We start from the raw sequence: 16,102 nt of genomic DNA, 5'->3' as shown, positions 1-16,102 counted from the left end.
TGTTTTAAAGATGCAAACACAATGCATCTTAAGGTTGCAGCCGATGGCGCGCCCAATTGTTATGGGACCGCTGAAAAACGTAGCGAGCGGGTGGCTGGTGGTGGCTGCCGGAGCGGAGGAAGCGGAGTGTACAAGTAGTACATGAGCATTGCGACCGGGCTGGCGCACCAGCACCGCCGGACGCCGCCAGGCGCACGCGCAGTAGTTTTTCAGGGGTTCCTTATCCGATAGATCAGCCTCGAGGAGGAACTTCATGAATACCCTGGATCAACCCCTGGGCCAGCTTGCGCGTCAGATTCCAGGCGCTACGGCGGTGTTTTTTGCCTACCGCCTGGATTTTTGTAATGGCGGCAAGCAGACCCTGCGCGAAGCCACTGCCTACAAAGCATTGGACGCAGAAGCCATAGCGGCGGAGCTGGATGCCCTCATAGGCCAGCCGGAAACAGAAAACTGGGATCGGGCACCGAGCGGCGCATTGATCGAGCACATACTCACCCGCTATCACGAGTACCACCGGCAGCAGTTGCCCCAGTTGATACACCTGGCGGCCCGGGTCGAGTCAGTACATCGCGGCCACCCGGAATGTCCCGCCGGTCTGGCGGATCATCTGGAACAGATGTTTGCTGAACTGGAGAGGCATATGCAGAAGGAGGAGGAGATTCTCTTTCCCATGATCATGCGGGGCATGTCGGCCATGGCCAGGGCGCCGGTGGCGATGATGCGCCATGAGCACCACGACCACGTCCAGGCTCTCCAACAGATCAACAAATTGACCCGGAATCTGACCTTACCCAATGGGGCCTGCAATACCTGGTACGCACTTTACCTGGGGCTCGCCACACTGGAGCGGGACTTGGAGGAGCACATTCACCTGGAAAACAACCTGCTGTTTGAACGTATCGATGGACTAGGGGGACTCTGACATGGGCCAGTATCGCAAACTCTGGTGGACTCTGATCGGCATTTTGGCCGTCACTTTCGCACTCCTGGGGTACGTCGGAACGGAAGTGTATCGCAAGGCACCGCCCATCCCGGGGCAGGTGGTCACAGAAAATAATCAGCTGTTGATGACCCGCGACAGCATCCTCGACGGCCAAACCGCCTGGCAATCGGTGGGTGGAATGCAACTGGGTTCCATCTGGGGCCACGGCGCCTATCAGGCACCGGACTGGACGGCCGACTGGCTGCACCGGGAGCTCAACGCCTGGCTCGATCTGGCCGCCGGGGATGAATACGGTGTGGACTATGCGGACCTGGACGGGCGCCGGCAAAACGCGCTCCAGTACGAACTGAAAACCGCCTACCGCACCAACACCTATCACGCCGATACCGATACCCTGGTGATATCCGAGCGGCGTGCACAGGCCATAGCGCAAACGGCGGATTACTACAGCCGCCTGTTCAGCGATGCCCCGGAACTCCAGGGCACACGCGAGAACTACGCCATGAAGGAAAACACCCTGCCCGACCGCGAGCGGCGCGAGCAGATGGCTCAATTTTTCTTCTGGACCGCCTGGGCGGCAGCCACCGAGCGCTACGCCGATGGCGCCACCTACACCAACAACTGGCCCCACGAACCGCTGATCGACAACAAGCCGACCGCGGAAAATATCGTCTGGTCCATTGCCAGTGTGGTTCTGCTGATTGCCGGGGTGGGCTTGCTGGTGTGGGGCTGGGCCTTCCTGCGCAGGGAGGACGAAGAGGAACTCCCTGCCCCCGCAGAAGATCCCATCACCACCTTCGCGCTCACCCCTTCGCAAAAAGCGCTGGGCAAGTACCTGTTCGTGGTGGTCGCACTCTTTACCGCACAGGTGTTTCTCGGCGGCTTTACCGCCCACTACACGGTAGAGGGGCAGAGTTTTTACGGTATCAATGTCTCCGAGTGGTTCCCCTATAGCCTGGTGCGCACATGGCATATCCAGGCGGCGCTGTTCTGGATTGCCACCGGTTTTCTGGCGGCGGGCCTGTTCCTGGCGCCCGTCATCAACGGCGGCAGGGACCCCAAATTCCAGAAGCTGGGTGTGGACATCCTGTTCTGGGCACTGATTGTGGTGGTGGTGGGTTCTTTCGCCGGCAACTTCCTGGCCATTGCCCAGATCATGCCGGCCGAGTGGAACTTCTGGCTGGGCCACCAGGGTTATGAATATGTCGACCTGGGCCGCCTGTGGCAGATCGGCAAATTCCTCGGTGTTGCTTTCTGGCTGGTACTGATGCTGCGCGGCATTGGACCGGCACTGCGCCAGCCCGGTGACAAAAACCTGCTGGCGCTGCTGACCGCCTCCGTAATTGCCATCGGTCTCTTCTACGGTGCCGGGCTGGCCTACGGCGAGCGCACCCACATCTCCGTAATGGAATACTGGCGTTGGTGGGTCGTTCACCTGTGGGTGGAAGGTTTCTTCGAAGTCTTCGCCACTGCGGCCCTGGCCTTTATCTTCTGTAGCATGGGGCTGGTATCCCGCACCATGGCGACCGCCGCAAGCCTGGCATCAGCCTCGCTGTTTATGCTGGGCGGCGTACCGGGCACTTTCCACCACCTGTACTTTTCCGGCACCACCACTCCGGTGATGGCCGTTGGCGCCACCTTCAGTGCGCTGGAAGTGGTGCCGCTGGTGGTACTCGGTTACGAAGCCTGGGAGAACTGGCGCCTCAAGCACGCCGCCCCCTGGATGCAGAACATCAAGTGGCCGCTGCTCTTCTTTGTCGGGGTCGCCTTCTGGAACATGCTGGGTGCCGGTGTCCTCGGCTTTATGATCAATCCGCCCATTTCGCTCTACTATGTGCAGGGCCTGAACACCACGGCTACCCACGCCCACGCCGCGCTCTTTGGAGTCTACGGCCTGCTGGCACTGGGCTTCACGCTGCTGGTGCTGCGCTATATCCGCCCGCAACTGGTGTTTAACGACAAACTGATGAGCATCGGCTTCTGGTGGTTGAATATCGGCCTGGCGATGATGCTGTTTACCAGCCTGCTGCCGGTCGGCGTCATCCAGTTCCTCGCCAGCGCCTCCGAGGGCATGTGGTATGCGCGCAGCGAAGCCTTCCTGCAAAGCGATCTGCTGCACAACCTGCGCTGGGTGCGCACCATTGGCGACGTGGTGTTTATCGTCGGCGCCCTGGCGGTGTGCTGGCAGGTGGTTAAAGGGCTCTTCTTTCCGGATGCGTCCGAACCCGTCGGAGCGGAATCCGGTGCCCAGACTTACGCACTCGCCTATGCGGAATCCGATCAGGCGGCCAAAAGCGAGAATGTCGACAGCGCCTGTTGTGGAAACTGCGGGGGTAACCACCAAGCAAAACATAACCTGTAAAGCTAGACAGGTGCTTAACGGCACCTGTTTTTTCTCAAGTGGAAACAGGAGAATTCGGAAAACCCGATCGCGGCCATGAGCGGATGGCCGCCCCGCCGCTCCTACATTCTTTCGCTCAAACGACGGTATACCCCCTATACCTACCCATCCGCGCAATAGCTGAGATAAAACTGCTCCGCTGTGCGCCCGCTGTGATTGGCTCGCAACATCGCGAACTGTTTGGCGGCGGTGTGCAGCGCTTCGCGGTCGCCTTTGTAGTCGGCGAAATAGCGGTCGACGATTTCCAGGTAGGTGGGCCAGTCTGCGGGATAGAAACTGAGCCAGAGGCCGAAGCGATCCGCCAGGGAGAGGGTTTCCTCCACGCTGTCGCCGTAGTGCAGTTCGGTGCCCACTATCCGGGTCTGCTCGTTGTCCCGCAAATCTTCCGGCAGCAAATGGCGGCGGTTGGAGGTGGCGTAGAGCAGGACGTTTTCCGGGGGCAGCTCAAGGGAGCCGGCGAGTACTGTCTTGAGGCCCTTGTAGCGGGAATCCCCCTGCTCGAAGGAAAGATCGTCACAGAAGAGGATAAATTTGTAGTCCCGCGCGGAATCCGTATCCAGCAGGTCGACGATTTCCGGCAGGTCGTCCAGGTCCGGCAGATTCACCTCCACACAGCGCAGGCCGGCGGTGCCGAATTCGTTCAGCAGCGCCTTGACCAGGCTGGACTTGCCTGTGCCACGCGCACCCCACAACAGGGTGTGGTTGGCGGGCTCGCCGCGAAGGAATTTCCCGGTATTTTCCAGCAGTTGCTGCTTCTGGTGGTCGATGCCCACCAGTTGTTCCAGGCGTATAGGGTCCAGGCGGCGCACCGGTTTCAGGCGGGCGTGTTTGGCGCGCCAGATGGCGGCGGGGGTGTTCTTCCAGTCGAGTGTTTGCATAGTTTGCGGGTGTTTTGTCCTCTACTTGCTGTAGGAGCGGCGGGGCGGCCGCTTCTACATTCAGAGTAACGCGGTAAAAAATTATTTCTTGTCCGGGGTCTTTTTACCGCCTTCCTTCACCACCCGCAACATCGACTCGTCGGAGCGGGAAATCAGGCCGTGACTCCCTTCGGCGACACAAGTTGCATACATGCGACATCTGTCGTACATTAATCCCATCAGTCACAAGGCAAGTCCTCATGAATCAGCAACCCTCGGCCTCGGAGCTGGCCATTCTCAAGGCCCTCTGGCAACAGTCACCTCTCAGCGCCCGCGAGATCCACCAGCAGGTTGAAGAGCAACTGGGCTGGTCCTACTCCTCCACCCGCAAGACCTTGGACCGCATGCAGGACAAGGGCTTGTTGCAGGCCTTCGAAGTGCATGGGCTCAAGGTATTCGAGGCCAGGGCGGACAAGGTCAAGACTCTGGCCGCCTATGCCCGGGATTTCGCCGAGCGGGTGCTGGAGATCAAGGGGCCGCTGCCGGCCTCCTTCTTTGCCGGTAGCGAGCTGCTCAGCGAAGCCGAGTTGAAGGAACTGGAAGCGCTGCTTGCCACTGGAGGAAAAAAGGGAGGCGAAGATGACTGAATGGCTTGCCCAGTTGGCCCTATCCAGTCTGGTCTCCCTGGCCATCGGTGCCGCGATGCTGGGTATGCTGGTGCTGCTGGCCCGTCGCCTGGACTGGCTGAACGGCTGGCGCGAGCCCTGGTTAGCCGCCGCTGTGCTGACCTTCGCCAGCTTTTGTCTGGGTTTCCTGCCCGTCGTGGAAAAGGCTCCGACCATCAAACTAAGCCTGCCGGCACTCACGTCGCCATCCCCGGTTAGCCCCCTTGTAGTTGAACTCGCGTCGGAAACGGATGGCACAGCTTTCTTTTGGCAATGGGGGCTCCTGGCGTGGGGCCTGATCTCGGCCCTGGGCGCCACCATCAGTCTGGCCCGTCTGATGTTGGGCCAATGGCGGCTGACCAGGTTAGTGAGACAGGGCAAGTCCCTACCGACAGAGGGCGAGCTGGCCCGGCACCTGGGGGTATTGGATGCACCGAAAGAACTGAGACTGGTGTTGGTGGAAGAGCGGATCTCTCCCTTTGCCACGGCCCTGCCAAAACCGACCCTGGCGCTCAGCCAGTGGGCTCTGGACAATCTGTCTCTTGAGCAGATCCGCCTGGTGGTGCGCCACGAGTTGGAACACTTGGCGCGGCGCGACCCCCTGGCGGTGCTTGGTCTGCAATGGATGACGGCCCTGTTGTGGTTCAACTGGCCGCTGAAGGCACTGGCGAAACGGGCAGTGGACGCCCTGGAGCAGGGCTGCGACGAACAGGTACTCAGAAAAGAAAGCCCGAATCGGCGAAGGGCCTACGCAGAGGCAATGCTGAAGGCCCTTCGCCAAACCGCGACAGCTCACGGCAATGATCCTGTCGCGGCCTTCTCAACGCAAAACAAGAGGAGCTTTACCTTGAGAATCCGTCATATTCTGAACGGCAAACAGAGCGCCCGCAAGGGCTCCAACAAAGCGCTATGGTCCATGACCCTGGCCGGCGGCGTCCTGGTGCTGGGCCTGCAGCCCCAACTGGCGCTGGCCGGCAAGGTCGCGGAAGCCTTTATCAATCCGCTGCCCGAGGCCAGGGTCACCTCCGGCTTCGGCATGAGGCCCTGGCCCATCAAGGACGCGGAATTCAAGAAGAAGCGCCTGCACCGGGGCATCGACCTGGCTGCACCCAGGGGCACCCGGGTACAGGTGCCCAAGGCTGGAGAGGTCACCTTCTCCGGCACTATGGGGGCCAGTGGCGAGGTGGTAATCATCGACCACGGGCAGGGCGTGGAAACCCTCTATGCGCACCTGGACAAGCGCCTGGTGAACAAAGGCGACAGGGTCGAGCGGGGCCAGATCCTCGGCTTGGTGGGCAGTACCGGCAAGGCCACCGGCCCGCACCTGCACTGGGAATTGCATCGGGACGGCAAGGTTGTGGACCCGGCCAGCCAGGTGCCGGTGCTGGCGGAGCAGTAGAGGAAACCAAGGCGCCCCAGGGCGCCTCTTTCGGTCGGGCCGGAAGGGTTCGATGCGGCCCGTCCACGGATTCGCAGCGAACCCGGCAACCACATAGATCATCCCTATTATGTGCAATCAATCGGATATCACATGAGAAAAATTATTGTCTTATTTATAATAATGCTTTCTTCTTCTAGATAGTTGTCGCCTCCGCTTAATCGAGCAAATCAAGACAGGAGGTATCTATCGCATCCCCAGCCCGATAGCTATTCTCAGCATCCCATCCCAGCAGACCTTGCCAGACCTGCCGCATGTATGGCGGCACTTCTGAATATCTTAACTTTGAATTTTTATAAATTTTCTTCCTTTGCGTCTACACAGAGGTTCTGAGTAGGGAGTTCCGTACCAGATATACAGCCCTGCGAGACCAATACACTCCAGGCAATCGGTGGAATGGCTTGCTCGTGTTGTAGGCGAGTCTTGATTCTCATCGTTGCAGCGTTAGGAAAACCGACGCCTTCGAGCAGAGACTCGATCGCTTCAACATCCTGATGGCTTATCGCCTTATCGGTAGAGTCTGCGGGTAAACTCAGCAATGATAGTGCAATATGTCGTTCCTTGGATTGTCGCGCACTAAGGGGCGTACGGAATTTTCCGCTTGAACGCAAAGACATTCCGATGAGCGCCTCATCCTCGGGCTCCACGAGAGCGATAGTGGGCGACAACTCATCGGATTCCAGGGGATAACCGAGAGTGAAATCACACTTAACTTGACTGTCGATTGTTCTCATTTCAAAGGATAGTCGACGGCCTCCATAGACAACAGTATACGGGTTAATCGGAAACGACATTCCGCGATGAAGTTGTCCAAAAAACTGTCCTACCGACATTGTCTCATCATTGACTTGAATATCGACGTGATGAGCCAACTTTTTTCCACCTACGGATAAGGCTCGAGGACAATAAGGACTCAAATACTGCTTTTTCCGACCATCGATAAGCAGCCCGCCCTCCAAACTCAAAGCCTGAATTCGATCCTTTTCATCGAAGCAAAGCTTCCCTGCCTTATACCATAATGGATGAGCTGGATTGGTATCCAGCGTATATAAAAAGGCTAGATACCCTCGCGGCAACACACATTCAATGGCTGATAAGCCCTCGTTCGGCAACATCACTTTCTGAAGGATATAATCTACAATTTTAATCCTGTCTTCCTGACAAATGATTAAATAAGTTTCGCCCACCGATAGTGGTTCTCGCCCACCAACAGTGGTAAACCTGTTATCACTTTCGACAAGCAGCAACATCTTGTTATCACCACAAAAAGTGAGAACCTGCTGAGCTGTTCGTGAGATTTGTTCGACGCCCTGCTCGTCCACATAGTACAAATGAATTTTATCATCGGAAAAAAAATCAACTGTACGATAGGCCACAAACTTGGCCGACCGCGAGCCACTCTTGACTTTTTCTATCGGTACGTGTACCGGTGTATTTTGAGCAAAATCCAGCAGCTGGTGTGAGAGGCGAAGCCTGCGCGCACCATCACGCGCAGCAGTGTTGACAATCGATTTTGCCCGACCAGGTAATACCGTGCGATGATTAAGTAAAAAATGGAAAGCATCAGCCAGTGTCGTGATATCCGCAAATGCATCCGGCGAGCTCTGTTGAAGCCGACACAGATCGTCCTTAGTCAACATTGCTTGAGAAATTGGATACTGGCGATGCACATTGCGCCCAGTCCCTTTGGCAAAGGTGATACTGTGCTGACCACCTCCGGGAACACGCTTAATTTCATTGCTTAGCGTTTTCCAAATACGATCAAAATCACCCTGTATGAAAGGGTCGCTTGAGAGGTTACCGTCTACGTCAATGCCTAACAAATCCCTTAAGCGCGGGAAATACGCCTCTTCAGTGAAACTTCTATCACGCATCATCAGCTCTACGGCGAGTACTTCAAGAGCCACAAAGCAAATCGCATTAGATAATCCATTATCATTACGTACAAATGTTCGCTCCAGAAGGGCAGCTTTACGCCCCTCTAGTCTAAACAGTTGTCGACATGCATACTTTAGACTATCAACTGGATCCACCTGACTGAGCGGATTCTCCTCGCGTAGGAATTCATGTAACAGGTACTGGTCGACAGCAAAATAGACGGGACGACCGTGTTGCACCTCAGGCTTAAAATATGCCCATAATTTTTGAGCCCATCGCTCGGGAGACCAGCGTCCTTCATTCATGGCTCATCCAATGGGCAAAATTTGTGTCTCAAAGCTACACGCTGCTGCATTCGCACCGGGTGTCGCATGAACATTGGTCACTATCACTGCCTGACCGGGTCTATCTTCCAGTTGAGGAAACCAAGTTTTCGGCACACGAGTTAGTTTAATCGTCGCCCCCGGCCTGCCAAAACTGTGCTGCTCGCTGCGCAAGGTGATGGTGACGCCTGTGCGCCGATTTTCTTGCCATGAGCCTTCTTGGTACCCCCACAGAATATGTCGTTTTTGGGGTAAGGGAATGACCTGCAATTGATCACGATAGGCGCCGCACCAGGGTTTAGCTGCGCAGGTCGAGCAGGCCTCTTCGCTCGGTTTTGCAAAGGCCGAGGCATCATGACCTAAATTCGCGACCTGCCGGTTGATATCTTCTAGTAGGTGCTGCATGTCATTCAATAATTGACTCGCACGAGTTTGCTGCAAAACAACCCTGTGGCGCTTACCGTTTGAGACCAAGTATGCTAGATGAGGAAACACGCCCCACCGTTCCTCAATAAGCGCAGCATACACCTGTAACTGCGCCACATACTGCTCATAATAGGGGCTATCGGTGATCTCTCGCTTTCTCCATTTATAATCGATTAAAGTGATGTGATCACCTCGCCGAATAATGAGATCTGGTCGTCCAGCTATACGACTGTCCGTTGAATACACATCGTACTCTGGGAAAAATTGAGGTTTATCGGCCGGATCGACCGGGGATGTCGACGAACGTCGCGGAACTTCAGCGACGGCCGACAACACCGTACCGTAGTCCGGCCAGCTCGCCACCGAATCATAACGATCACCGCCACCTCGTTGTGTAAACTTGGCCGTAACCGATTTGCGCGCCGCTTCACACAACGCGTGAAGCTGAGCTGGCTCAGGCCAACCGGTTTTCTTAGCCTGTTCAGAGATGCGTGCGAGGGCTTCATGTAAGATTTCCCCTAACACCGCCCGCCTGGAAGATAACCATACTACAGGTAGGTTTGCAGGCGTGGTAACCACGTGCAACGGGAATAAGCCCTTGAGTCGACACTGATTGAGTTCCTCAAAGCGCCAATATGACATGCGAGACAGTGGACGGAGGTTCGAAACCGCCACTGTTTCGAATACCGATTGATCAGCCACGTTTTATCGCCCCACTGATGTGGGTCAGCACGGTATTCGGCGTGCGCTCAAGGTCATATAACGAATAGAATATACAGTTCTTTCCTCGATAGTACTGCTCAACCTCCAATTTTAAGGTCTGTGCCCCAGGACTACCTTCATCGATCAACGGATGAAGTGGGTAAAGGACGGTGTTTTTGTCAGACCAATTGATGACTGTCGTACCGCCGTAGGAACTCTCCTGGAAACCCGTCTGGCCGACACCTTGCAACAACGACACTAGTCGCTCAGATATATTGGATTGCCAATGAGGCGCAAATTCCAAGAACGAGTGATCCGCATCTTTTATCACGGCCAGTAAATCCAGTGCTAGACGCCAGTCCAGCCCCTGATGATGGAAACGATTGTGATAATTTCTCAAGCACTTCGGGCAGCTAGTGCGGCAATGCCGCTGGTGTTGGTTTGACAGGAACAGCGGCAGTAAATGTGAGTCGACAAAATCAAATAATTCGTCAACAGCCTGAATCGACGCATAGGAGGAGCAGTAACCCGCCCCATTATCCAAAGAATCAGCCACATATATTCGAAAACGCGGTGCTTGGCCCACATCACGATTACCACCATCATACAGGACACCCACCGAAAGTTCGGACGGTTCGATATCTTCCCGGTAAGTAATGGCATTGCCCAATAACGTAGCCAAAGAGAGAAACGCCGAGCGGTAACGCGGTGGCGGCATACCTGCGCTCGGCATCATCTCCTCAGGCAGCGATTGTGCTGACATCATCAATACATCAGTCTGCCTCTGAGTTGTTAATGCAATGGGGCCTATACTTTGAGACTCAACGTTATCCCTTGGCCAGGCGCGAATATTTCGGTCCGCACGTACTTCCTCTGCGATATAGGCTCCCGGGCACGAGGCAGTTGGCTTCGCACGATGAAATGTAAATCCGGCATAATCGTTAGTATTGGCCTCCACGATCGTGCACGTCCGGGAAGCCGCTTCGTAGTTACGTGCCTCCACAACATCATCGGCCTCATGTATCCCCACGGGGTATTTAACCAGATTGGCAGACTGCTTATTCAGAATGCCGTTGTAAGGTTTAGTTCCGTCCACATCGGCGACAAATGCCGGCGGCTCCCACCCCGCATAGGAATGTACTTTGTCGCCGGCCTCGCCGCATTCGTCACAAGCATCAACGCGTGTGAGCGCGATCGTACCGCAGTTTTCGCATACCGTGAGGTCCACCGGATTAACCGGGTCCTGGCCAACAATGTGTCGGCCCGCCCCAGAGCGATCCATGGTTGGCCACCAAACTCCCACTGATCGGAAAATCATTTTGTCCTTAATGATCTCAGAACCTGGGGAGTATTCGCTAATCGCAATAGAACGACCGCGATCAATCACGCCGTATTCGATCGGAAAACGCTTTCGATTCGGGGCGACGTTGGGTTCGGCGTGCACCAAATTAGAGACACGTATTGGCATACCAAATAACGGGAAATACCCTTCCAAGGACATAACTTCGCTCAACGCAAATTCTTCCCCGTAGTGATCTATCCATCCCCCAAGCGCCGGCAGTAAATCCTGCCTAATACGAGCAATCAGCCTATCAATCAAAGCGGGCACATCGGATTTGCGCCCTTGGCCCACCAAACTCATAAGACGTTGTGAAATCGTCTGTCTGTGAGCGTCGAAGGCTTGCAGAACATGATTGTGGTGATCACGCATTTGCCTCAGGCTACCAAAGCGGCCCGTAGTGGCGCCACCGCTGACGCCGCCCGCCGGGAAATACGTCTCTACCATTGCGCGTTCTGCATCAAAGACTGTAAAAAAGGCAAGCTTCATCGCCGCCCGATCAAGGATCACTTGACTGTTGAGATCAATCATCGGACTAGTGGCTTTTTCACAAACCATCAAATAGCGGTTGGCAAAGTAATACTCATCGTGTTTCATACCCTTACACAGAGTCACTGATAAGGACAGACGATCGTTGCGTCTCCCTGCCCGTCCAACACGCTGCTGGTAATTAAATCGCCGTGGAGGCATGTTTCCAAGATAAATTGTTTTTAATTCACCAATGTCAACACCTGCTTCCATCGTCGTGGTGACACTCAGGAGATCGACGCCGTAATATCGCTCAAGCTTATCAGTTGGTAATTGATGGCGGTCGGAACGCAAATATACATTTTGAAAAGCCAGTTGACGCTTACGCTGGTCTTTTTTATCGGTGTGCCCAATGAGTTCCTCACAGCGCAATGCTGACAAGACACTTTTTCGATCTAAAAAGGCTGTATAGTAATTGTCGGTATCATGTAATTTTTCGATCGGGGCTTCCTCCAGTCGGCCATTACACACCGAGTTATACCGGATCCTGCGACAACGTTTACTCTCGGGCGCCAAATTAACCGACCGACAATTTTCGCAAATCCAATAGGTTGACTCGGCCTTCTTAATGTATAGTTTTGTTGTATCGAGAACAAACACATCATTAATAAGCCCCAAACCTCGCAACATATCTTTGAGCTTATCAGAAACCATTCTCGGGCTCGCCAACGTCTGAATCGAGCGATAATGTGGCTGAATAGCATTGACAAAATAATTGGGTAACTGATCTGTTCCATCGCCGCTCTCAGGCCGTGTGCGATACCATGAAGCGATAAACCGAATCACTGTATCGATCAGGGCAATATCATTAGCGTCTTTGGGAGCATCGGGCCCATAGCGATAAAAGGTTAACCAACCGTAACCCAGCGACTCAAAATCCCGACCCAGTGAATCGGTGATAATTTTTCGAGCCTCTTTCTTTAAACGTGCTTTAAAATCACCCCGTACGTGATAACGTTCATCTTGCTCCTCGAGCGAGGCTGGCCACAACGATTCGTCATAGACCTCATACCAGTCAAATCCACCCTTCTTGTAGAACCCGCCTGGGTTGATCCCTAGTGATACTAGCTCATCCTCTACGTCCCCGATAATAGACTCAAAATGGCGCAAGTCATCACGCCCTTGCGCGATCAAGTCGTCGACTTCTCGTACTTTAGCTGGGTCTGCCTCCTCTTCTTTTAGTACAGCGTAAATATCAAGAGCTAGTTCTCTCTTTTTCTGATAGAACCGCGTCTTACGCATTTCGCTAAACGACTTGTGGTTTACCGTGTAAACAAAATCGCGTATTTCTTCTGCCGGGATTGACGATTCACCCAGGTGTTTCTCCAGCAAAGTTCGAACAACGTCTCGATAATGGTTATATTCCAAGTCCGCTGACAGTAACGCTGCGTCGCGGCGACTATCACTGAAGGTAACTAACTTGGCGTTGCTGCTTGCATCGACATCGCGCTGTGTCGCAACTATTTCCTCGCACAACATTTGATGCAGACGATTGTAACCAGTACCCATAGTGCGAATCGGTGAATTAATTTGATCCCCGCGATTAGCCCAATTAGCCTCACACGCAGGGCATGTCGACGGAAAATCCTCCTGCCCATTGATCAAATTAAAATTTCGTGCCCATACCTTCGCCCAACATTGATCAAGTGGTCGATTTTGATGTGTGTTTTCGTCGACCTGACCGGTGCGGCCGTTAAACCAAACCTGCCTCCAGTTATCCCTTGGCGTAAATGATTGGGTTCCTTCTGCGGTCGTAAATAGAAACTGTGAAATAGCGTTTCGATCGGCGCCGGTGATGTCAACAGGTACATCATTACTGACAAATATCCCCCTATTGGACGGCGGTATATAGCCGCGGTAGTATAACTCACCACAGTCCTGGCAATAGCAGGACTCCATCGTGAGCACATTATGTGTCGGACAATATGGTGTACCCAGCTCATACAAATCAACGCTCTGTAACCGCCCCTCGGTGAAGTTCATCGAACGCATCACCCCGCTCAAATAACGGACAAACAGATGCATACGAAGTTTGGTGTGAGAGCCGTTTAGAGGGCCAGACTCACTGGTGAGCAAATTAATAAGCCCCCTAGCGGCAAATTCATTCCCACCAAATACCCGTTCACTCACGGAGGATATGGAGATAGGTGGTACATCAACCGCCATGCCTTCAAAGTGAGCGCGTTTTTCCAATGCGGATACTTCCGCCAACGAATCGACAATCGGAAGTGTATTCAAGATCTGTTCATCCGATTCCGAGTCGGCACCTACAGCCTCCGCCAAGGCCTGCAGCGCAGCCTCGCAATCCGCGTCTGTTTGTTCGCTCCTTTCAAAATCCTCAAAAATCTCAGATAAATCGCGAATCTGTTGTATGCCACCGGTTGAGTAAGGCTCGACATAAACTGCGCCACCGATGGTCTTGAAACAACGGCGTGAACGATCTGTACCAAAAAAATCACTCAAAAACGGCGGGTCTGCTGACTCATTCTCTGCTGGTGCTACCGAGGCGGATGTCGCAATAATTCTGAGCTGTGGGTGATCGGGGTGTAAGCCTATGCGCTCCAAAAACGTTTTCAATGTGTAGGAGATTTCCGTTCCTGCCGTTCCACGATAACTGTGCAACTCATCGACGACCAAATAAAATACGTTATCTGGGTCGCTGCGCAGCCACTGCCCCGTTTGCTCAAACAGTGATTTCTCTTCTTCACGGGTCAGCATAATCCCCAGCATGCTGTAGTTGGTGATTAAAATGTCTGGTGGAAAATCCTGCATGTCCCAGCGAGTCAGTAACTCTGCACCACCCGAGCGCTGAACCCGAAATCGTTCTGAGGCGTCAATCTCCTCGGCAATCTCTGATATCTCCGACAGCCCTTTTGCACATTCTTTGAGCCGCGCCCGGTCTTCTGATTGTCCCTTGCCGAGCGTGGCGCCGTTGTACTGACCAAGATAAACCCGATTACCTCTGAGTTCCGAGTTAAAAAAGTCATCGGCCGGTTCACTGTCAAAAATTTTGCGAAGCCCTTCCACCTGGTCCTGAACCAGAGCATTAAGAGGATAAAGCATTAAGGCTCGAAGCCCGGACGTGCGGCTTTCGCCTGCTCGAGCAGGATGATAAACCGGGGGAGAGGATTTCCACCACAATCTCGGTCCTTGTGTAGTGTGGCCTAACCAGCCGGGATTATGACTCTGACCTTCTACGGCTTCATGAAGCAATTGAGCAACCAGGGGCGCTAAAAAGCAAAAGGTTTTACCGGATCCTGTACCTGTCGTGACCACCACATTTTCTTTACGCAAATAGGCGGCGGTCACCGCCTCTATCTGGTGCGAATAAAGCGCGTGTGTGCCAAAACCATTTTCAATCATGCTTTGCAGCCGATCCCGCCCCTCGAGTGACAAAGACTTTGTAATTGTGGTTTTTTGACTCAAAAAATCCCAGAAGGATAATCCAGAGGACTTATAGCGATCCATTATCTCGAATACGGGCTTGCGAAACATTGGTCCGTTTTCATCATCTAGGACAAACTGCTCACGCGCCTTATTAAAGGAATCGGAGTTCGTCAAATAGGCAGTATTAAGGTAAATTCGCAAACGCTCTTTGATCGAGCCATAAACCTGTGTCAGTGTGGAACTCATAAAGCGCACTCCGTTAGATTCAGTGAGGTCTTTTCGCTCAAAAGGCTCACTGTGGCATCTTCCATGCCTCCATAGATTCGATAGCCAGGCTTTGTAAAGAGTGGCAAAGTAAACTGCTTGGCCATCAACAACCGTTCAATCAATGTCGGAAACATAAGCCAACTCGGCATGGCTAATAGTTGATTTGCTCGGTCCCATAGACCGTTAATAGGTTGTTTTAACAAAAAACTCGCCAAAACCGTAGACCACTCGGGACACTCAATACGCACGATATGATTTAGGGAAACTACAACAAAGTAGTCATATCGTCCCCCAATGCGCTGACAGCGAATTAAGCCTGAGTGGATAAGATCCTGCTCTCCGACAGGCCGCCATGCAGGGAGCGAATCTTCAAAATTAAATCTCTCTAGCTCTACTTCATCAGGTAAACGTTCTACCGCTTGCGTGTGAGCATTCACCACCGAATCCAAGGCTGGTAAGTTTTGAACGATCTGCGCGGCGGGATCGACGAGGTATTGAATGTCGAGTTCATTTGCAACTTGATTGGCTTTTTTCTCACTCGATCGCGCCCTTGCAAAATGAGGATACATAGCAATATCTCGAGGTACTGATGCCGGCTGATAACCGGTAGCGTGCCAAGTTATTTGTTCTTCACCGATAGCAGCATAAAACGCACGAGTCAGGAGTCCACCGCCAACACACACCACGTGTTTGTCATTTTGTTGCCACAAGTAGCCAGATCGCGTCTGCCAGGAGAGGTTTTCTGTGCGTCTGGTGTCAATGTCCACCAAACCGACTGCATTTAGAAAGCGAACACTTCGGCGTCGCCAGCGCGCAAGCTCTTCATCCGGAAGTGATAATCCAATGCAACGCAATGAGGCATGAAAACTGCGCACAAGTTGGTGATAGCTACCTTTTTGGTGGTAGCTCAAAAGGTCATAGAACAACCCTATCACAGAATTATGCATC

At 53.6% G+C, this 16,102-nt stretch carries 9 protein-coding genes and 1 other RNA gene; 4 read left to right on the top strand and 6 right to left on the bottom strand.

The annotated features are described in order from the left end of the window. Positions 1 to 71: 71 nt before the first annotated feature. Positions 72 to 143, bottom strand: a non-coding RNA gene (locus FHS09_RS00240) — sX9 sRNA. A 110-nt stretch (positions 144 to 253) separates the two neighbouring features. Here FHS09_RS00240 and ytfE point away from each other — a divergent pair. Beyond that, positions 254 to 922 (top strand): iron-sulfur cluster repair protein YtfE, encoded by a 669-nt coding sequence (ytfE, locus tag FHS09_RS00235; RefSeq protein WP_183455541.1) that lies wholly within the window; start codon positions 254 to 256, stop codon positions 920 to 922. A gap of 1 nt (position 923) precedes the next feature. Continuing rightward, positions 924 to 3,305: a nitric-oxide reductase large subunit gene (locus FHS09_RS00230; protein ID WP_183455540.1), complete on the top strand. Its 2,382-nt coding sequence runs from the start codon at positions 924 to 926 to the stop codon at positions 3,303 to 3,305. 140 nt (positions 3,306 to 3,445) lie between these two features. On the opposite strand, the gene FHS09_RS00225 is transcribed toward FHS09_RS00230, so the two are convergent. Then, positions 3,446 to 4,222, bottom strand: coding sequence for an ATP-binding protein (locus tag FHS09_RS00225; RefSeq protein WP_183455539.1), 777 nt, complete (start codon positions 4,220 to 4,222; stop codon positions 3,446 to 3,448). A 239-nt stretch (positions 4,223 to 4,461) separates the two neighbouring features. On the opposite strand from FHS09_RS00225, the gene FHS09_RS00220 reads away from it, so the two are divergent. Both FHS09_RS00220 and FHS09_RS00215 read left to right on the top strand, forming a co-directional pair. After that, on the top strand, positions 4,462 to 4,848 hold the full coding sequence (locus FHS09_RS00220) for a BlaI/MecI/CopY family transcriptional regulator (protein WP_183455538.1): 387 nt from the start codon (positions 4,462 to 4,464) through the stop codon (positions 4,846 to 4,848). Further along, positions 4,841 to 6,265, top strand: coding sequence for a M23/M56 family metallopeptidase (locus FHS09_RS00215; protein WP_183455537.1), 1,425 nt, complete (start codon positions 4,841 to 4,843; stop codon positions 6,263 to 6,265). Before FHS09_RS00220 ends, FHS09_RS00215 begins: the two co-directional genes overlap by 8 nt. A gap of 332 nt (positions 6,266 to 6,597) precedes the next feature. On the opposite strand, the gene FHS09_RS00210 is transcribed toward FHS09_RS00215, so the two are convergent. The 4 genes from FHS09_RS00210 to FHS09_RS00195 are packed head-to-tail and all read right to left on the bottom strand — an operon-like array spanning position 6,598 to position 16,101. Beyond that, positions 6,598 to 8,487: a hypothetical protein gene (locus tag FHS09_RS00210; protein WP_183455536.1), complete on the bottom strand. Its 1,890-nt coding sequence runs from the start codon at positions 8,485 to 8,487 to the stop codon at positions 6,598 to 6,600. A gap of 3 nt (positions 8,488 to 8,490) precedes the next feature. Next, positions 8,491 to 9,633, bottom strand: coding sequence for a PD-(D/E)XK nuclease family protein (locus tag FHS09_RS00205; protein WP_183455535.1), 1,143 nt, complete (start codon positions 9,631 to 9,633; stop codon positions 8,491 to 8,493). Continuing rightward, complete coding sequence (locus FHS09_RS00200; RefSeq protein WP_183455534.1) at positions 9,626 to 15,133, bottom strand: DEAD/DEAH box helicase; 5,508 nt, start codon at positions 15,131 to 15,133, stop codon at positions 9,626 to 9,628. The genes FHS09_RS00205 and FHS09_RS00200 overlap by 8 nt, the downstream gene beginning before the upstream one ends. Next, positions 15,130 to 16,101, bottom strand: a complete 972-nt coding sequence (locus FHS09_RS00195; RefSeq protein ID WP_183455533.1) for a hypothetical protein — start codon at positions 16,099 to 16,101, stop codon at positions 15,130 to 15,132. The genes FHS09_RS00200 and FHS09_RS00195 overlap by 4 nt, the downstream gene beginning before the upstream one ends. Position 16,102: the final 1 nt, after the last annotated feature.

Origin of the sequence: Microbulbifer rhizosphaerae, from assembly GCF_014191725.1 — a bacterium.
Taxonomy (GTDB): domain Bacteria; phylum Pseudomonadota; class Gammaproteobacteria; order Pseudomonadales; family Cellvibrionaceae; genus Microbulbifer; species Microbulbifer rhizosphaerae.
The sequence above is the reverse complement of the archived record's forward strand: the minus strand, read 5'-3'. Positions and strand labels throughout refer to the sequence as shown.